Origin of the sequence: Pseudomonas sp. SWRI81 (assembly GCF_014268545.1) — a bacterium.
Taxonomy (GTDB): Bacteria; Pseudomonadota; Gammaproteobacteria; order Pseudomonadales; family Pseudomonadaceae; genus Aquipseudomonas; species Aquipseudomonas hamedanensis.
Map to the genome: position 1 here is coordinate 107,437 of NZ_JABWQS010000011.1, position 20,456 is coordinate 127,892.

The following is a 20,456-nucleotide window of genomic DNA, read 5'->3' on the forward strand; positions in this document are numbered from 1 at the left end:
GACTCCGGCCTACAACAATAAGCACGACGGAGAACACCCATGGCCACAATCGACACAGCATCCACCGGCACGCCACCGCGCAGCGGGGGCATCACCAAGGAGGAACGCAAAGTCATCTTTGCCTCCTCGCTGGGCACGGTTTTCGAGTGGTACGACTTTTACCTGTACGGATCTCTGGCGGCGATCATCGCCAAGCACTTCTTCGCCGGCGTCAACGAAACCACCGCGTTCATTTTCGCCCTGCTGGCCTTTGCCGCCGGCTTCGCGGTACGGCCGTTCGGTGCCATCGTGTTCGGCCGCCTGGGCGACATGATCGGACGCAAGCACACCTTTCTGATCACGATCGTCATCATGGGCGTGTCCACCGCCATCGTCGGTCTGCTCCCCGGTTACGCGACCATTGGCGTGGCGGCACCGGTCATCCTGATTACCCTGCGTCTGCTCCAAGGTCTGGCCCTGGGTGGCGAATACGGCGGCGCCGCGACCTACGTGGCCGAACACGCGCCGCGTAACAGGCGCGGTTTTTTTACCTCGTGGATTCAAACCACCGCCACCCTCGGTCTGTTCATGTCGCTGCTGGTGATCCTCGCCTGCCGCACGGCGCTGGGTACCGAAGCATTCGAAGCCTGGGGCTGGCGGATTCCGTTTCTGCTGTCGATCATTCTGCTGGCCGTGTCGGTGTACATCCGCCTGCAACTGAGCGAGTCGCCGGTGTTCCAGAAAATGAAGGACGAAGGCAAGGCCTCGAAGGCGCCGCTGACCGAATCCTTCGCCCGTTGGGACAACCTCAAAGTGGTGATCATGTCGCTGCTCGGCGGCACCGCCGGGCAAGCGGTGGTCTGGTACACCGGACAGTTTTACGCGCTGTTCTTCCTGTTGCAGACGCTGAAGATCGACCCACAGACCGCCAACCTGCTCATCGCCGGTTCGTTGCTGATCGGCACGCCGTTCTTCGTGATTTTCGGCAGCCTGTCTGATCGCATCGGACGCAAGCCGATCATCATGGTCGGCTGCCTGCTGGCGGCACTGACGTACTTCCCGATCTTTACTGCGCTGACCCAATTCGGCAACCCTGACGTGTTCGTCGCGCAAGAGAAAAACCCGGTCAAGGTCATCGCCAACCCGGACCAGTGCTCGTTCCAGTTCGACCCGGTCGGCAAGGCGCGATTCACCAGTTCCTGCGACGTCGCCAAGACCCTGCTGGCGAAGCGGGCGATTCCTTACGAGAACGTCACGGCCGAGCCGGGGACTGTGGCGCAAGTGCGCATCGGAGACAAAGTCATCGAGAGTTTTGAAGGCAGCGCATTGCCGGCTGCCGACTTCAAGGCCCGCAACGACACCTTCACCGCCAGCCTGGGCAGCGCGCTGAAAGAAGCCGGCTATCCGGAAAAAGCCGATCCGGCAAAAGCCAACTACCCGATGCTGCTGCTTCTGCTGACGATCCTGGTGATCTACGTGACCATGGTTTATGGCCCGATTGCCGCGTGGCTGGTCGAGTTGTTCCCGACACGTATCCGCTACACCTCGATGTCGCTGCCCTACCACATCGGTAATGGCTGGTTCGGCGGCTTCCTGCCGACCGTCGCGTTCGCCATGGTCGCGGCCACCGGTGATATCTATTACGGGCTGTGGTACCCGATCGTGATCGCCGTGGCGACCGCGATCCTCGGCACGTTCTTTCTGCCGGAAACCAAAGATCGCGACATTCTCAAAGACTGAAAAGTCGCCGCTGTGCCCTCTCCTTCAGGAGAGGGCCGTAGCGCTGAAATATTTCGAACGTCTGCCGCCGCGCTGTCTCCAATATTTACACCCACAGGAGGCCAGCGACATGAATCCCAATGACGACAAAACCCCCAACGCCCCGCCCACCGATGCCAGCGGCAAACCGGTGAACGTGGTCGAGCGCGATCTGCAGGACCGCGACGGCAGCACCGAGGGCGTGGACAAGACCATTACGCCCTCTTCCACCCGGGTCAAAGAGCAGGACGCGGAAGAGTTGCAGCGCAAGGTCGACGAGATCGAGCGCAAGGTGGCGGACGGCAATTGAAGGCGGCGTAGCTGTGGCCGTTGCTTTGAGCGGCGGCTGTCAGCTCGGTGACCAAAAGCCCATTTCCTACAGAATCGAACTACACCCCTGATCGACTTCACGCCCATCACAAGCGAAGCGTCTGACAGATATGAATGGTCTGTTCAGGGATGATGTGTTCCTCGTCCTGCCAGTGACGACAACGAGCCCACATCCCCTTAGACTGCTGCACATTGATCATGGAGGTCATTATGAGCGCTGAACTTTCACTTATCGTTTCAGACTTCGAAACCGAAGAAGAGGCTGCGGATTACGACCTTTGGTTTCGTGCTGAGGTACAGGAAGCACTTAATGATCCGCACCCGGGCATTCCCCATGCCGAAGCCATGGTGATGCTCGACCAGATGAATGAAGAAAACCGCAGGAAGCGCCGCGCTGCAGGTTAAATGGAGCTACAAGGCAATTCGTCAACTGGCTGACATCATTGATTACATCGACCAGCACAACTCCATTGCTTCGGTTTCCTTGCAACGCAAAGCCCTTGCCGCAGCGCAAAAACTTTCTTCCATACCTCATGGCTACCGATCCGGTCGGGTGCCTGGCACTCGCGAAATGGTGGTTCATCCAAACTATCTGCTGGTTTATCGGGAATGGGGAGATCGACATACTCAGAGTGCTTCACGCTCGACAAAAATATCCCCTAACCCCTTCAACCTGAAAAAGGCGGCCAACCGGCCGCCCCATGACGACTTGGGTTGGCGCTGAGTCATGCGTTGGAGGCTTATATCAGCCCAATGAAAAGTGATAATTTCCTACAGAATCGAACTACACCCCTGATCGACTTCACGCCCTTCACAAGCGAAGCGTCTGACAGATATGAATGGCCTGTTCAGGGATGATGTGTTCCTCGTCCCGCCAGTGACGACAACGAGCCCACATCCCCTTAGACTGCTGCACATTGATCATGGAGGTCATTATGAGCGCTGAACTTTCACTTATCGTTTCAGACTTCGAAACCGAAGAAGAGGCTGCGAGCTACGACCTTTGGTATCGCGCCAAGGTACAAGCCGCACTTGATGATCCACGGCCGCCTGTTCCCCACGATGAGGCAATGGTATTGCTCGATCAGATGCTCGAAGAGAGACGCAAGAATCGACGCGCTGCCGGTTAACTGGAGTAAACCGGCTCTTGGAGATCTGGCTGACATCATCGAATACGTTGAACAACGCAACACTGTCGCTTCAGTTGCACTGCACCAAAAGCTCAGCGCCGCAGCGCAAAGGCTTTCGTGGATACCGCATGGTTTTCGCTCCGGTCGAATACCGGGCACTCGCGAAATGGTCATTAACTCGAATTATTTACTGGTCTATCGGGTGACAGACCACATCAATATTCTGACCGTGTTGCACGCCCGAAAAAAATATCCATAAACACTCTAAAAAAAGGCGGCCAACCGGCCGCCCAAACGTACTGCACGAGAGTCCTTTACAACGTCAGCTGCCCACGCTCCTCCTCGGTCAGCTGCTGTTTCGCCTGTTCATCCAGCGCCCCGGCGCCCAGCACCTGCACCGGGCTGTCCGGGTTGTAGCCCGTCGCCGGCGTGCGACTGGCGCCATCGCGCGACGGCGCCAGTTGCTCGTTGCCGAAACTGAGCACCTGCACGGTAAACACCGAAGCCTGATTCTGCCGCGCCGCCGCTTGTTGCTGACGGGCAACGTCTTCTGCCGCTTGGGTGGCCGAGGATGCCGCCGAGCTGGCCGAGGTGATTGCGCCGGTATTCACCGCCGACACCACCGGCACGCCGGTCGCCTTGCCCTGCACCGAGATGTTCGCGGCGTTGACCACCGTCAGCGCGGCGATGTTGACGTTGCCTGACACGCGAATCCCGGCCTCGCCCGCATCAATGGTGCCCAGTGGCGCGATCAGGTCGATGTTGCCCGGTGCCACTTCGGCGATCGGGTTGAGCGTGGCGATACCGGCGCCGGTACTCGGCACCGACGGCGACAGCGTGACATTGCCCCAGGTGTCATAGACGCGTTTCGGCGGGGTGTAGACCACGGTGGTTTTCGAGCCGCGACCGGCGTTGATGTCGCCCTCGGCGGACCAGCCGAGAATCGAGCCGCCGAAGGTGGTCATGATCCGGCTCTGGCCGAGCAGAATGCTGCCCTGCGAGTACAGCTGAATGTCGCCCGAACCCTGAGTGATGATCCCCGCTGTAGACGGCGGCGCCGCGCCTTCTATGCCGAACACCTGACCACCGCCCGGCGTGAGCATCTGGATGTCGCCGCCAAACAGCGTCTTGACCCCGGCGCCGCCGTACATCGTGATATCGCCGTCGTAGCGGATCGGATTGCCCGCGACATCCGTGGTCGGGAACAGCGCCGCAATGGCGTTGCGACCGCGCAGATAACTGCCTGTGCGCGGGCCGTTGGCATCGGTGTATTCCAGGCCACCGGCACGCAATTCGGCGAAGTACACCTGGCGAGCGAAGATGGCTTGTTCAGTGCTCGGCAGTGTGGCGTAGAAGGCTTGCGCCTGTTCATCGCTGCCCTTGAAGCCATAACCGAGGCTCAGCCAACTGTGCAATTCTTCGACGTAGGTCTTCACCACTTTGCCCGGCTGCGCGCTGAGGGCCACCGCTGAATCCGCTACGTTTTGCGGGTTCAGATAACGCGCAATGAAGCGCGAATAATCCGCCCCTTGCGCGCCGACACCGGCCTGCAACACCACACTCGCGCCAGGGCGGCGGTCGCCTGCCAACACCGGCCCGATGCTGGTGATACTGGCACGGTCCTCCATCAGAATGTTGCGTCCTGCACTGACGTCAAGTACGCCTGGGCCGCCGATATCGAAGCTGCTGTAAAGAATGTCGCGCCCCGCCGAAATCCGCGACACATCATTTGGCCGGTTATGAATGAACAGGTTGCCGCTGGAAACGATGTCTTCGTCGCTACGCCCCATCCCGTCAGTGGGTGCTTTGGTTGGCTGGCCCAGATAAGTGCCGGATGCGACGATATCGCGGCCGGCGAGCATCCGAACCGGGCCGGCCGCTTCGTACCAGGTGCGCTGCGGTACGCCGAATCGGCTGAACGTCAGCGTTTCGCCGCTGCGCACCCCCACCAGGTCCCCGGCCAACGCATAGAACCGTGCCGGTCCCTGCACATCAGCAAGCCCCGAATAACTGTTGGCCCCGAACACAAACAACGGGTACAACGCATTGGTTTTCGTCGCGACGCCGTCCGGGCTGTTATTGGTCATGACCGGCCGGCTCGCATTGTCGTTGTCATAGCCGTTAAAGGATGGCGCAAACACTGTAGTGATTGCCGAAGGACTGGCGCCCGATTGATTGATCGCGTAACCACCGGCATAGATCGAGTCGCCTGCCAGCATTTCCAGCTGACCCGAACCGGACGGCGCCAGCAACAACGAGTAGCCTAACGCAGGTGGGGCATTGCCGGGACTGTAGGCCGCAGAAGGACCGGCATAGATGGAGCCCTGGGCCGCCACCGCACGCAGGATCGACGGATATACAAAGCGTCCGTCGGTGGGTGAGACGTTATAGCTGGCATTGGTCAGCAGATCGCTTTCGGCCAACTGCGTGCTCGGCGTCAGGTTGCCCCCCGCCGAGAACAGATCAATCGCGGTGTGCTCGGCCCACAGCGAGAAGCCAGTCAAACCGCCGCCCGCATGGGCCACGCCACTGTCGTCGGTAAATGCCGTGGAGTTTTGCAGGCGCACACGCCCGGGATCCGCGGCGCCGCCCAGCACCAGATCGCCTCGCGTACTCAGGCGCATGCCCGAGTCACCGGGAATCAACACCAGCCCGCCGGTGGCGCTGCTCAGGGTTGAGCTGAACGGGTCGTAGGCGCGAACTTCGCGCGGATCCTGGTCCTGTGCAAACGCGCCATATTGCAAATTGACGCCGCCCAACGCACTCGCGCTGACTTGCGCAGCCCCCCGCAGGTTGATCACCGCACCTTGCAGATCGTGGCGCGGCGCTTGCGTTCCGGTTTCCCGCGCCCGCGCCAGTAGCGATGGGTTGAGCGAACCGCCCAGACGCATATCGATGTCGCCGCCACCGGTCAATTGCAGGCTGCCATCGCTCCCCACTCGTCCGGTGCTGCCCACCGCAACGATCAGCCCCTGCCCCCTTGGATAAAGATTGGAGCGACCATCGCCGACCGGATCAAGCATGCCGCCGTCGGCACCCGCGCGCAGGCTGATGTTGCCGCCGCCGAGGGTACCGAACCCGGTGAAACCGACAAGATAAGGCGCCGTACCGGTCTCGCCTGATAACGGCTGCGTTGCGTAACTGCCGAAGTTGATCCACCAGGCGGTCGGTATCTCGTCGTTGCCCGTGCCCTGACGCCACAACCAATTGCCCACGGCCACGCTGGCTACTTGCTCGCGAGTTTCGACTTTGTTGCTCACCGTACGTTGCCCGATGACATCGCCCGACACCGACCCGCCGGCCCCGATCGTCAGATTGCCACCCAGTTGCGGGTACCACGCTTGATAGAGGCTGTCACTGCTGCCATCGACCCATTTCTCGTTATCACTGCCAGCGCTGCCAAGCACTGAACCGTTGTCCGACAGGCGACCACGTGGCTGGTTGTAACGCGCCTCGACATCGCCTGACTGCGTACCCGCCGTGTAAACACCGAAGGGTGATTCCATACTCAGGTTGCCAGCCGCCAGCACATCGAGGTCACCGGTGCCTGTGCGCAGTACGCTGAACATCTGCGTATGCGTCGACACCGTGGTGCCGCCGACGTTGGGCAGGCACCAATTGGGATCTATGTCGCACCAGAACAAATCGCCTTCGGAAACCGGGGTGCCAGTCGGCATGCCCAACACGTTGCCATCCGCCCAGAGGAACTTGGCCGGCGCGACACAGACACCAGGAATGTAATCGCACCAGAACATTTCATCTTCCTTGACCACCTCCCCGGCAGGGAACCCCAACGCATTGTCGACCGCCCAGGTCGTGTCGAGCGCTTTCGTGGTGACGAGCATGCCGTAATGCGTATCCGCCAGGCGCAAATGACCTTCGCTGGTCAGCGGTTTCACGGTGCGGCTGTCGGCAGCGTCAAGATCTGCCCCGGCAACCACGCGCATCGACCACGACGTGCTGCCCGACGGCAGCATGCTCGCCAGGGCCCAGTTGCGTCCCTGTTGCGTGCCGTTCAACGAACGTAAATCGATGTACGCCGTGCCGTCGGCCAGCACGACGTCAGTCATTGATGGAATCAGCGAGCCGCGCAACAACGCCAGTTCGGTGCTTAATTTCACCCCGACGATCTGGTTATCGGCAAACGTGCCCGGCAACGGCACGCCTTTTGGCCACAGCATCGCCTGCATGTCTGTGGCGGCGTTCAACCGGGTTCCGGCCCCGAGACGGCTGCCGGCCGGCAAGGTCACGGTGTCGTTGAGCACGGTGCCGGCGGCGTACAACAGGTTGCCGGCGGCATCATGCACTGCCCCCGCCAACACCGTGCCGGCGGTCATTGTGTAAAGCCCGGCGAGAATGCCCTGGGTTGGCAGCAGCGTGCCGCTGGCCAGCGTCGCGCCCTGTATCGGCAAGTCGTAATTGAGGGTCGTGCCGACCGGAAACAAAGTGCCTGCTGCCAGCGTCACCCCGGCACCGGGAACGATCAAGTCGCCACCGAAGGGCTGGATGCCCGGCACCAGTTTCCACCCGGCGTCGTCCACGGTTTCCGGTGGCGGTGCGAAGCCATCGTTGATGCTGCCGTAAATATCCAGATTGCCACCCGCGCGGATCAGCAGGCTGCCGGATTCTCCCGAACCATAAACGGCGGTTTTTGGCGTGTGTGGATTGAGGCTGGCATAGCGATAACCGGACAAATCCAGATCGCCTTGGACCACCAGATCGCCGTCGGCGGTTTTGCTGGCGATCTCTACGCCAGGGCGCACATGGAAAGCGTCGGCATAGGTGGAATTGTTCAGCCCGGCCAGTTTGCCCTGAAGCAATTGGCTGTTGCCCAGCGCGGCATCGATGAATGCAGTGCTGTCGCCATGGATACCGTCCAGATAAGCCTGATCGATCACCTGATACGGGCGTCCGCTGACCGCCGCATCGGTGCCGTCGGCAGCATCGGTGTAGCGCCGCATGGCATTCAGGCCGATGGAACGCGCGCCCTGAATATTCAGCACGCCACCGGCATCGATGGCAATGTCGCCTGCGCCGACACGCGGGGCATTGAGCTCCAGCGTACCGCGCGGCAAACCGTCGTTCTGACCGGCTGCGCTGCCCACCGGAGCGTCGGTGCCATGGCGCAAATCGATCCGTGCGCCGGCAGCCAGCGTCAGCAAGCCATCACCGGAATCGAGCTCGACCATGGCGCGGTTGGGGGCATCGATGATCTTGCCGTAGCTGTCGACCCGCAGCACGCGACCATGGGCATCGAGCACGGCATTGCCGGTCAGCGTCAGACCGTTGTTGCCGGCCAGACGAATGCTGCCGACCCGCTCGCCACTGGCGTCGATCAGTCCGGCAACGGTCAGACTGCCGTTGTCCACCGAGACGCTGACCTCACCGGCCTTGAGCCCCTCACCAATCTGCAGATCGCCCTGCTTGAGCTGGAAGCTGCGGCTGCCGAACACCTGCCCCGCGTTCAGGCGTTGGTTCAACGCAGCGAAATCCTGGCTCAAATTGTCGCCCAGTCGTTGTGCGCGAATGTCCACACCACCGGCCTTGTACGGCACCAGCGTGCCACCGGCATCGTAATAACCGCTGCTGGCGCCACGGATCTCGCCTTGCAAATCGACCACACCCGCGTCCGCTGCCAGCGCCACCGCACTGAGATGGCCGGCCTGATTGTTGCGCGCCGAAAGGTCGATACGCGAACCGGCGGCCTGGCGGATATTGCCGTCGCTGCTGTACAGCGCTACATCGCCGCCCCAGCTGTATTTGCTGATGTCATTGAATGGCAAGGTACGCCCGGCCAGATCCAGTTGCGCCGCCGTAGTGAGGGTCAGATCGTTTTGCGCCTTGACCACCAGTTTGCCGCTGGCCAGCGCAATGCGCCCATCAAGCTGCACCGTTTGCGCTTGCAGCGTCAGCTCCGCGCCCAAAGCGTCGGCCGACGCCGAGTTGGCGCTGCCACTGACCCGCAGGTTGCCGCCCGCCTTGAGCAGATTGACTGACGCCGCTTCACCGGTGAGCAACGGCGTGCGCAAATTGAGGTCGCCGCCGCTGTAGGCATAACCCGTCACAGGGTCGTAAGCGCCCTGCGTCTGGTACACCGCCAGGCTGCCCTTGTGGTTGGCGGTGATGCGCTCGCTGGCGGTGAGATTGACGGTGGCAAAGCCCAACGCCAATCGGTCGTTCTGATCCAGGCCGTTGGGCTGCGGGTTCGGGCCATAACCGAACTCGATGCGTTGCGCCTGAATGTCCAGCGTGCCGCTTCCCGTTCCCGCCCCGCCGCTGGCCACCGCACCCGGCGCCTGGGTCGCGCCGCTCCAGATCAGATTGGCAGTGCGAATGGTCGCCACGTCACCGGCCTGGCCCAGGCCATAGATGGCAGGCGTGGAGAGCGCCAGATTCTGCAAGCGACTGACGCCGGTCTGTGGATCGAGCGTATCGAGGCTGACATTACCGTAGAAATTGAACGCATCGCGGGTGGTCAGGCTCAGGGTTTCCAACGCCGGCGCACCGAACTGCGTGTCGCCGCGCAACAGACGGTCCAGAACGTTCTGGTTCAGGTTCAAACCACTCGGAACGTTCCCCGCCGCCGCGATCGCTTCAGCGCTACCGGCGTTGATCGCACCGACCGCCAGAGCAAGGTGACGGGTACCAAATCGTACGGCCTCGTTGAGTTCGAACCGGTTATCGGTGGCGGCGCTGATGCTGCCATTGGAATACAGCACAGACGGCTGGGTGCACGGCTGTGCTGCGCACGTGCCGATGCGGATACTGCCGGCCCCATCAACACTGTTCCCGGCCGTCGGCGCAAGGACATTGGTCCAGCCGTTGGACACGACCAGCAGGCTGGCGGCGCCTGGCTGATAAATGAAACCGTCGTTCGAGTCGAAAGGTGCTTTGCCCAGGCCAAGCGTGTTGATACCCGCCCCCGCTTCGACGGTGATACCGCCGCTGGTGGTGGTCGTGCGTATCAGCACCTCGGGCGCAGACAACACCGCGCCGCTACGCAAAGCAATGTCGGACGCATTACCGTCAAACCGTATGAAGTTACCCGCCGTGCCGTACTCAACTGTCGGCGTCGCGCCGAGGCTCAGGCGACCGGCACCGAGGCGATTGAGGCTGTCGGCGTATACCGAAACGCCGCCAAAGCCTGGGGTGTGCGAGTGTCCTTGGCCGAGCACTTCCAGCTGCGTGGCTGACACGGTCGCCGTGCCGGCAACGCCGCCTGCACCGGGCGCAAACATGGCCTTGCCCTGGAAATTCATGCCGATGTCGTATTGATCGTCGGCAGTCAGTTTGAATATCAGCGACTTCGCATCCATCGGCGCCAAAGCCCGTGGCACACCCCGACGGGTTGCATCGCTCTGGATGAACTGGGTGAAGCTGGTTTCGTTGTACTGCGAATAGCGGCGCAGAACATCGGCCGACGTCAGGATCACCTGGCTCGGCAGACTGTCGCGCAAACCGCTGTTGGCAATTGACATCACCCCCGCACTGGACCAGGACCCGTTGCGCATTTTCAGCGCACCGGTGGTCATGCCTGGAGTTGCCTGTCCATTGACCTCGACCCGGAACGCGCCGGGCAACAAGGCAAAGGTTGAGGGCAGCAAGGTGTAGGTTCCCGCGGCCAGGCCAGGTACACCGGTGCCGACGGTGATTTGTTGGCCAAGACGCGGATCGCTCGCACCCGCCTCGGCAAGTGCCGGAGCAAAAGCACTTTGGTTGCCCGGCACAATGGCGTACACCGGGTTGCTGCCAAGCCCCGGAAAGCTGAACGTGCCATCGGCAGCGTTACGCACCAGCGGATTGAACCGGGCGTCGGTGGAACCGCCGCGCCCGGAGATGAAACCTGCGCCTCGCAGATCACCGCCGCCCGACAAATCAATCAACGCATCGTTTTGTACATCGACGTACTGCCCGGTGAGGATCACGCCATCCAGAGCGCCGGCGATTCCGTGCAACGCCACGGATTTGCCGTTGTAGCGATAGTCGATGCCGTCGGTGGTGCCGCCATAGGGCATGACCAGACCCGCGCCGCTGACCGAGGTGACACTCCCTGGCAACAGATGCAGCTCCCGGGTTTTGCCTAGCGAGTTCTCCCCCAACTGGATCAACCCCAACGGGGCGCGAATGACGCCGCCCTGCTCGATATTCCCGGCCACCAGCAACAGGCTGCCGAACGCGGAATACGGCAAGGCCTGCGGTGCTTCGCCATGGCCGCTGATGCGCAATGTGCGGGCATCCTCGGCGATCGGGACAGGGCCCTGATAACCGACCCGGACATCGGCCGACACCCCGGTGGCGGGATATATCTGCGCCGCGCGCAAGTTGAGGTCACCGGCTGTCCACAAGCGCGAGCTGCGTTCGTTGTCGTTCGGTGCGAGAAACCGCATGTCGCCACGACTGTCGAGAGTGACCTGATCGAAACCTCGACGGACGACAGCAAGGGCCGGCGCGCCGAGCTGCGCAAGCGTGCCTTCGGCGCCGAACGACAAGGTGTTGCTCAGATCGAGCAAATCAGCGGTGGCGGTGAATCGAGCGTTCGATACCTGTGTGGTCGGGGTGGCCAGCACCCGTGGACGCATGCTGACATCCGACGACAAGTAAAAACCCAGCCCCGACAAACGCATGTTCGGCGCGGCCAGATTGACCCGCGTCGTATCGCGGGCGGCCTGCGCCAGCGAGATCGAGCCGGCGTACACATTCAGGCTTTGATTCATGCGCAGATCGACATCATCGGCGAACGTCAGCAAGCCATTACTCATCAGGCTCAGGTGATCGAAGCCAGCCGACATCAAGCGCTCCGCACTCAACCGGGTCTGCCCGTAACGCAGCTGCGCAGCACCTTCACCGGCTTGCAGATCGGCCGGCAGCAACGATCCATCCGCGCGTTGGCTGATGATCATTTCACGCGGCGCACGCACTTCGTTGCTCGCCAGATTCATCTGGTAGAGCGGCGCGTCCTGGACAATCTCCAGACGCCCACCCGAGGCACCGATGCCGCCCGCGGCAGCCTTCAACTGGCCGTCGAGAAACACGCCATTGTATGAGCTCAAGGCAATGCGCCCGCCATCGGTGGCGACGTCAGTCATTCCGAGCCCGGCGAGGTCCAGGACTGCGTGCGTGCCGGAAGCGTCCAGCCGCGCGCCGTCGCGCACGATCACGTAGGCGTCGGCTGACGTCGCGGTGAGTTTCTTCGAATCGATCTCGCCACCGAGAATAATGCTGCCGCCCTTGCCGACCTGACCGTACACCCGACCCAACGCATCCACGGCGGTATAAGCGCGACCGGCAACATCCAGCACCGCGTCTTCGCCGATCCAGATCGAACGGTTGTGGGCCTGCGGGTCGGCGTTCTGCAGCCTGGTCGCGACGTCCAGCGAGCCAAACTGTTGCTGACGAATATCGAGGGTGCCGCCCCAGGCGTGCAGTTGCCCGTCGACCGTGATCTGTCCGGCACCGCGCAGATTAATGCGCTGCCCTGGGTCGACGCTGATCCGTGCACCGTGGCCGACCGACAGCGGACTGCTCGCCGGGTCAATCAGCGCCAGGTCACTGGAACCGGCCTGGAGCGCCAGACTGGCGCCGCCACGCTGGGTCAGAACACCTTTGGCCGGGTTCTCCTGAAACAGCGGCGGGGTCCACGATTCGAGGGCCGCACGCGGATCGACGCCGCTGGCCTGGTTCGGCGCCACATCGCGGAAACGATAAACCGGCATCACCACATCGACCTGAGCGCCGGCAGCGACTTCCAGCCCATTCAGGCCGGTGACGCTATAACGGGCAAAACCTGTGCTGAACAGACTCGGGGCCAGATGCAGTGCGTTGTCGGCAAGGGCCACGCCGGTTCCACCGATCACAACCTTGCCGGACTGAATCGTCAGACTGCCGCCCCCGGTTACACCGTAGCCACGCACATCGCCATCAAGGATCACCTGTGACGGCGTCGCGCTTGTCAGCGGCGTCGACTCCAGGGTGACGTCGCCACCCTTGCCGCCGCGCGTCTTGCCATTGGCCAACAGCGCACCGCCGGACGACACGTCAAGCAGACTGCCACTGCCCAGGCTGACCTTGCCGGTACTGCGCAACGACACCACACCGCCATTGAGGTAGGCCAGACTGTTGACGTCGTCCGGGTCGGTGCCCAGATTGCTCCACAGACCGCGAGCATCGAGTTGCGCATTCCTGGCCACCGTGACCCCGACAGGCGTCCCGGCTGGCGTCGTCAATCCGGGGTTACCCGTCAAAACATCACCCAGATTCAGGCTGCCACCGCGCGCCGTCAGGTTCGCATTGACCTGCACTTGCGGCCCGAACAGGGTGATGTCGCCACCCGCATCAACTGTCACGGCCTGATCGATGACGATGGTTTTCGCGGCAGCGACCTTCAACGCGCCGAGTTGAAAGCCGTTGAGCAGATCGCTGTCCAGAAACAGTTTACCGAGCCGTTCCTGCGCCACGGCATCCGCCAGGCCGGGCGTTGTGAGCGCCGCCGCAGGGTTTGCGCCGATCTGCACTTGGTTCAATAGCGCATCGAGCTGGTATTGCAGGCCACCGGCAGTCGCCGACCAGGCCGGATCGTATTGCCCCACGATCATCTGGGCCCGGCGCGCCCGCGCGGTCTGACTCTGCTCATAGCCATCAAGCACCGCGCGGGGGGCTTGGGTCTGGCGGTCGCCCTGGAACACGTCGCCGAGAATCTGCCCATCGACCATCGCGTTACGGGTGCCAATCACCAATTGACCTGCGTCGCGGCCGACGGTGTAGCCCGACTCCTGGCGCGACGTCGGTGCAATCAGCGGATTATAGAAAATCTGCGTCTGGCCCCAACGCTCGCTGCTGTCTTCATAGCCTTTGTACAACCCGGTATAGAGCAGATCCCCCGGCGCCCGCGAGACTTCGTACAAACGTCCATCAGCCCCTCGTAACCAGCTCTGACGGATCTCGCCGCTCTGCACATCAAGGGTGCCACCCGACAAATTGATCAGCGAGCCTTTCTCGGTGACCACGTCATTGCCGGAAAAATTCACGCTGCCGCCCTGCGCCATCCACTCGCCGATCGTGTGCCCCTGAGTGCCCAGATAACCGCCAACTTCGAGCAAACCGCCAGCGGTGTACCAGCGGTCGGTGGCATAGCCGTTGGTGCCGGCCGGCACGTACACCAGTTCGCGGACATCGACCCAGATATCGTTACTGTTGAGCGCGCCACCTTCGCGATTGACCGGTGCATCGCGTTGCTCGTTGCCCTGCACGTTGATCTTGATGTTGTTGGCTTCCATCGCCACTTTCACCCCGACAGCGCCAGCCACATCAATTAACGCGCCATCGCGGACCAGGCTGCGACGCCCCGCCGATACCGCGACCTGGCCACCGGTGGCGAGGGTAATCGAACCGTTTTGAAATTCGACGCTGCCGCCACTGCCGATCTCGATGCGCGACTGATCACCACGGATTCGGTTGTTGGCACTGACAGCCTGTAGCGATGCGTCACGCTGACTGTCGAGCGCGGTGAGGTCGCTGCTGTCGAGCATGATCGCGGTGACGCTGCCCTGAGCGAGCGTGACGCTGCCGTCGCTGTCGCTCGCCGGGTTGAGCAAGTGCACAGTGCCGCGCGTGGCCACCGAGGTGCTCGCCAGCAATACACCGTTTTGCAGTACTTCATGGCCAGTCAGGGTGATGTCGCCAGTGGCGGCCTGGATCAGGCCATTGTTGCTGACCTTGCCGGCCACGGCGCCGGCCTTGAAGCCCGGTGTAACTTCATTGCCGAAGGTCGTGGATACAGCGTTGCCATCGGTCCCTGAACCCTTGCGGATGTAAAAGCGGTCGCCTGCACCGAGTAGCGTCTGGCCTTTGGCGGTGCTGATGTTGCCATCGTTCTGCACCTCGTTGCCCAACAGCAAGGCGTAGCCACCCGCGTCCGTCGACGCCTTGGGTGAATGGGTCTGGATACTGGCGCCACGTTCCACCAGCACCTTGCCGGCCGCGTCAGTGAAGGTCGGCTGGGTGGCGCTGCTGTCGAAGTACAGGCCCCGGTCGCGGAACTGGATATCGGTGATGTTGGCCGCGGCCGCCACCAGATTGCGCACATTCACCTGGCTGCTGCCACTGAACACGATGCCGTTGCGGTTGATCAGCATCACCGTGCCGTCGCCTTTGATCTGGCCCTGGATCTGACTGGCGCGCGCGTTCGGATCGTTGACCCGGTTGAGTACCGCCCAGCTGGACTGCTGAGCGAATTCGACCGTGGTGTTGCGGCCGACGTTGAAGGTTTCCCAGTTGAGAATTGCCTTGTCGGCGGTCTGCTCGATTGTCACCGTGGTCTTGCCATCAGCCTGAGTCTGCTGCGGCCCCTTGGCGTTCAGCCAGCCTTGGGTGAGGCTGTTGTCGACCTTCAACCCGCCCTCACCCAAGCCATCTGGCACGGTTTGCACACTGCCCAACGCCACCGCGCGTCCGGCCGCCTGAGCCGCCTGCTGCGCAGCGATTGCCGCCACGGTGTTGTTGAGCGTCTGCAGTGAACGCTGCAACTGCTGGTTGGCTTTCTGCTGCTGCGCCAGCGGCGGCGTCATCCCCGGCAGCCCTCCCATACTCGGCCGCGCTGCCGCCGCTTGTTGCGCAGCGCCCTTGGCGGCGAACCAGTTGGAACTGAACGCCGTTTGCGCCTGCGCACTGCCCGCCACCAGACAGAGCGCCACCGCGTGCGCCAGCGGCTTGAGCAGCCACAAGGCCGGTTCGACGGCCTCACGCTTGAGAATCTGGGCACGGGTACTGCGACGGGATGGGCGAGCGAGCATCACTACGAGATCCTTTTTGATTGCCACATAAAGCTGCAGGCCGGCAAAAACCTGCTGTCAGGACATAGGCCGTTGGCGAGGGGCGAGACCGAACGGATGTCACACAAACTTCATGATTGAGGAGTAGATCGGCCAGAACCGGCGGTAAAGACCGGGTCTGAGACCGCACACGGTTTGCCGGTATCAACCAAGGCCAGCCAAAAAAAAAGCAGCAGCCCGAAGGCTGCTGCAGTCATTGCGAGTGAAGCAGGGTTTACAGAGGACGACCCACAGCGTTGCAGACGCTGGCGTTGTTGATGTTCAGGTTGTTGCCCGTGGTGTTGGTGATGAAGTTGGCGGTCACAGCGTTTTTCCAGTTGGTCGGAACCGGAATGAAACCGTGAGCGGCAGTGGCCACGGCGTTGCCCGGAGTGCTGTAGTGCTGGGTCAGGAACGCTTTGACATCAGCGGCCACGGCTGCATCCTTGTAGCACTGGCCGAAGATGAAGTTGGTGTAAGCCGCCATGGCGTAACCACTGGCCGGGTTAGCGACCACTGGCGACCATTGCGCCGGGAGGGCCGGGTTGGTTGGCAGCGGAGCCGAAGCCAGAGCAGTGTTGACGTTGGCGCTGGTTGGCTGAACGCCGTTGATGCGGGCAACCACAGCGTTGCTCGCAGCGTTGACACCGTCTGGACCGACGTAACCGATCGAGCCGTCAACCGCGTTCACGGCCGTAGCAACGTCAGCAGTGTTGGCCACCCCTACCCAGTTCGACGGCAGGGCCGAACCTGCTGGCAGACGAGCGTTGGTGAAGGTGGTGTTAACGGCGAATTTGGTCGGGCAGACCGAGTTCAGGTGACGGCTGAGGATTTCGGTGGTGCCGCTCGAAGTCGAGCGATAAACCACGCGAATTGCGGTGGTATCAGCGGTGCCCAACAACTGGCCCCAGGTGGTCTTGGCGCCCGACAATGCATCGCACAGCTGAGCGCTGGTGAGGTTGAGGGTGGTGTTGCCGGCTTTTTTGTACGGAATGGCAACCGAAGTGGCCACCGATGGCAGCTGGATCAACGGGCCGTACGAACCGCCGAAGTTGGTGTTGTAGGTGCTGAGTTCCGCAGCGCTGAGGATCGAGTCGCTGGCGGCGAAGTGCACAGTACCGGTGGTGCTGAACTGGGCGGCGTTGTTGGTCAGGAAAGCGCTTTTGCCGATGCCGCTACCGGTCACGGCGTAGCTGAAGTTGGCAGGCAGGATGCTGTTGGCAGAACCTTTGTACAGTGCGGCAGGCAGGGAAGCACCACCACCGGTTACGGCCATGGCCTGGGCGGAAGCCAGAGCGGCGACGGTCAGTGAGGCGGCGATCAGAGTGCGCTTGAACATGAAGAATCTCCTTTTCAACGAGGTTTGGAACACAGGTTTCGGAAGGCTTGCATGACACTGGGAGGGTCCACCGAAGTGGAGCCGCAGGGAGAAATTCGCAGCTTCCGGTGACAGATAAAGGAAAAAACCTCGGGAGCTGAGGAGGGATTTTTGTGCGGATTTCTCGGGTGTTTGCGGTGATCGGCAGGCGCTCTGGCTCAAGCATTTCGATCAATCAGGCTGGAGCCGGTGAAGGGTGGTTGCAGATGACAGAATGGAGAACCCGAGGATGGCCGGATCGGGACTCGGGTGGTGGTCAGGCCGGTGAAAAATAATTGAGTTTTTGTGTTGTCCGGACCGGCGCCTTCGCGAGCAGGCTCACTCCTACAGGGGAATGCATTTCAAATTGTAGGAGTGAGCCTGCTCGCGATAGCGCCAGCCCAGCCACCACCCATTCGGCCTATTGCACGAGTTGGTTGATCTCAATAATCGGCAACAACACCGCCATCACAATCACCAGCACCACCCCACCCATCACCACAATCATCAGCGGCTCGAGCAGCGCGGTCATGCCCATCGCCCGCCGCTCGATATCCCGCGACAAGGTCTGCGCCGCCCGCTCGAGCATCGGCGGCAGCGAGCCGGTTTTTTCGCCGCTGGCGATCAGGTGAATCAGCACTGGCGGGAACACATTTTCCACGCGCAACGCCGCCGCCAGATTCACCCCCTCGCGCACCTTGGCCGTGGCTTCGCTGACGCTCAGGCTCAAGCGGTCATTGGACAGCGTCTGCCGCGCTGCTTCCAGCGCGCGCAACAGCGGCACCCCGGCGCCGCCGAGAATCGCCAGGGTCGAGGCGAAGCGCGCGGTGTTCAAGCCGAGAATGAAACGCCCGAACAGCGGCAACTTCAGCACCCGGTGATGCCAGCTCAAACGCGCCGCCGGGTTGCGCAAATACAACCGCCAGCTCCAGAACGCCCCGGCCATGAGCGCCGCGCACAACCAGCCCCACGCACGGATGAAATCACTGGCGGTGAGCATCGCCAAGGTCAGCCCCGGCAAATCCTGCCGCGCCTGGGAAAATGCACTGACCACCTGCGGCACCACATAGCTGAGCAGGAAAATCACAATGCCGATCGACACCAGCCCGACCACGCCGGGATAGATGAACGCGGTGAGAATCTTGCCGCGCAGGTTGTTGCGTTCCTCGATGTAATCGGCCAGCCGCTCCATCACCTGTGCCAAGTCGCCGGACTCTTCGCCAGCGGCAATCAGCGCGCGATAAATCTCGGGGAAATCCCGAGGCCGCGACGCCAGTGATTCAGCCAGACGCATACCGCTGCGCACATCGGCACGCACCGCGCTGAGGGTGTGGGCGATGTGCTTTTTTTCGGCCTGCTCGACCGTTGCACTCAGCGCTGCTTCCAGCGGCAGACTGGCGCCGAGCAGGCTCGCCAATTGGCGCGTGGCCCAGGCCAGATCGTTGTCCGACAGCCGCGCGCTGAACAAACCGCCGCCGCCCTGCCGAGCGACATTGCTTTGTTCGTGCACCGACAGCGCCGTCAGGCCACGTCCGCGCAAGGCACTGAACGCCGCGCTCTGGCTATCGGCCTCAAGGTGCCCGGATTCAATTTTTCCTGTGGCATCCGCAGCTTCAAAACGATAGCGATTCATCAGGCGTCCCGTGTCACGCGAAGGATTTCTTCCGGCGCGGTGGCACCGCTGCGAATCCAGCGCTCACCGTCCTCGCGCAGGCTGAACATCCCCGCCTTCGCCGCCGCCGCACGCAAAGCCTGCTCCCCTGCCCCTTGATGAATTAGCGTGCGGATGTCGTCGTCGATGCAGAACAATTCGTGAATGCCGGTGCGACCGCTGTAACCCGTTTGATTGCACGCCGCGCAGCCGACCGGGCGCCAGGTACCGGGCGTGGCCGGGTCTTCCTGTTTGCATTGATTGCACAGGCGCCGCACCAAACGCTGCGCAAGTACACCGAGCATCGATGAGGCCAGCAGAAACGGCTCGACGCCCATATCGACCAAACGGTTGACCGCCGACACCGCATCGTTGGTGTGCAGCGTCGCCAGTACCAAGTGACCGGTCAGCGAGGCCTGCACGGCGATTTGTGCCGTTTCCAGATCGCGGATCTCACCGATCATGATGATGTCCGGGTCCTGACGCAGAATCGCCCGCAGCGCCAAGGCAAAGGTCATGTCGATCTTGGCGTTGACCTGAATCTGGCTGATGCCCGGCAAATCGTACTCCACCGGGTCTTCCACGGTGAGGATATTGCTGGTGCTCGCGTCGAGTCGGGCCAGCGCGGCGTAGAGGCTGGTGGTCTTGCCGCTGCCGGTCGGGCCGGTGACCAGCACGATGCCGTGGGGCTGGCGGATCAGATGATCGAGTTTGGCCAGTACCTGCGCGTCCATGCCCAGGGTCTCCAGTTGCAGGCGTCCGGCCTGCTTGTCGAGCAGGCGCATCACCACGCGTTCGCCATGCCCGGTCGGCACCGTCGAGACGCGAATATCGATCGGCCGCCCGGCCACGCGCAAGGCGATACGACCATCCTGCGGCAAGCGTTTTTCGGCGATATCGAGCTGCGCCATGATCTTGATCCGCGACACCAGCGCACCGTGCAAGGCCTTGCGCGGCGAGACCACATCGCGCAGCGTGCCGTCGACGCGGTAGCGCACCACCGAATGGGTTTCAAACGGCTCGATGTGAATGTCGCTGGCCTCGTCGCGCGCAGCCTGAGTCAGCAAGGCGTTGATCATGCGAATCACCGGCGCACCGTCCTGGGTGTCGAGCAGGTCGGTGATTTCCGGCATGTCCTGCATCAGGCGATCGAGGTCGACTTCGTTTTCAGCGGCACCCACCACCGCCGCCGCACTGCCGGTGTCGGCGTACGCGGCGGCGAGCAAACCGTCGAGCTCGTCATCGCGCACGCGCTTGATCTGCGCCGCACCAAACTGCCGGCGCACCTCGCTGATCGACCAACCGGGCGTCGACGGGCACACCGTCAGCACGCCATCGCGTAACAGAACGCGCTGCGCCTTGGCCCAGGCGTAAGGCAATGCACTCATCGTCCATCCTCCACACAATCCACCGTGGCAATGGGATCCCCTGTGGCAATGCGATCC

10 protein-coding genes are annotated in these 20,456 nt (G+C 62.2%); 6 read left to right on the forward strand and 4 right to left on the reverse strand.

The window, feature by feature from the left end; genetic code table 11:
• Positions 1–39 precede the first annotated feature (39 nt).
• The 6 genes from HU765_RS09975 (at position 40) to HU765_RS10000 (ending at position 3,456) form a co-directional block, all read left to right on the forward strand.
• Positions 40–1,719, forward strand: a complete 1,680-nt coding sequence (locus HU765_RS09975; protein WP_186620070.1) for an MFS transporter — start codon at positions 40–42, stop codon at positions 1,717–1,719.
• 109 nt (positions 1,720–1,828) lie between these two features.
• Positions 1,829–2,047: a hypothetical protein gene (locus tag HU765_RS09980; RefSeq protein WP_186620072.1), complete on the forward strand. Its 219-nt coding sequence runs from the start codon at positions 1,829–1,831 to the stop codon at positions 2,045–2,047.
• A gap of 230 nt (positions 2,048–2,277) precedes the next feature.
• The gene (locus HU765_RS09985) at positions 2,278–2,472 is read left to right on the forward strand and encodes a stability determinant (protein ID WP_186620074.1); all 195 of its coding nucleotides are present in this window, start codon (positions 2,278–2,280) and stop codon (positions 2,470–2,472) included.
• Positions 2,435–2,791 (forward strand): type II toxin-antitoxin system RelE/ParE family toxin, encoded by a 357-nt coding sequence (locus tag HU765_RS09990; RefSeq protein WP_346727522.1) that lies wholly within the window; start codon positions 2,435–2,437, stop codon positions 2,789–2,791. Before HU765_RS09985 ends, HU765_RS09990 begins: the two co-directional genes overlap by 38 nt.
• A 211-nt stretch (positions 2,792–3,002) precedes the next feature.
• Positions 3,003–3,197, forward strand: coding sequence for a stability determinant (locus tag HU765_RS09995; RefSeq protein WP_186620076.1), 195 nt, complete (start codon positions 3,003–3,005; stop codon positions 3,195–3,197).
• Positions 3,130–3,456 carry a type II toxin-antitoxin system RelE/ParE family toxin gene (locus HU765_RS10000; protein WP_186620077.1) on the forward strand — a complete coding sequence of 109 codons (327 nt, stop codon included), beginning with the start codon at positions 3,130–3,132 and terminating at the stop codon, positions 3,454–3,456. Before HU765_RS09995 ends, HU765_RS10000 begins: the two co-directional genes overlap by 68 nt.
• A 55-nt stretch (positions 3,457–3,511) precedes the next feature.
• Here the strand turns inward: HU765_RS10000 and HU765_RS10005 are convergent, their stop codons facing one another.
• The 4 genes from HU765_RS10005 to gspE all read right to left on the reverse strand — a co-directional run bounded on the left by HU765_RS10005 (position 3,512) and on the right by gspE (position 20,399).
• Entirely contained in the window at positions 3,512–15,985 is a 12,474-nt protein-coding gene (locus tag HU765_RS10005) for a filamentous hemagglutinin family protein (protein ID WP_186620079.1), read from the reverse strand.
• A 253-nt stretch (positions 15,986–16,238) separates the two neighbouring features.
• Positions 16,239–17,342: a substrate-binding domain-containing protein gene (locus HU765_RS10010; protein WP_186620082.1), complete on the reverse strand. Its 1,104-nt coding sequence runs from the start codon at positions 17,340–17,342 to the stop codon at positions 16,239–16,241.
• A gap of 439 nt (positions 17,343–17,781) precedes the next feature.
• A complete protein-coding gene (gene gspF / locus HU765_RS10015) occupies positions 17,782–18,993 on the reverse strand; it encodes a type II secretion system inner membrane protein GspF (protein WP_186620084.1) in 1,212 nt (403 codons plus the stop codon).
• Positions 18,993–20,399, reverse strand: a complete 1,407-nt coding sequence (gspE, locus tag HU765_RS10020) for a type II secretion system ATPase GspE (RefSeq protein ID WP_186620086.1) — start codon at positions 20,397–20,399, stop codon at positions 18,993–18,995. The genes gspF and gspE overlap by 1 nt, the downstream gene beginning before the upstream one ends.
• Between the last annotated feature and the right edge of the window lie 57 nt (positions 20,400–20,456).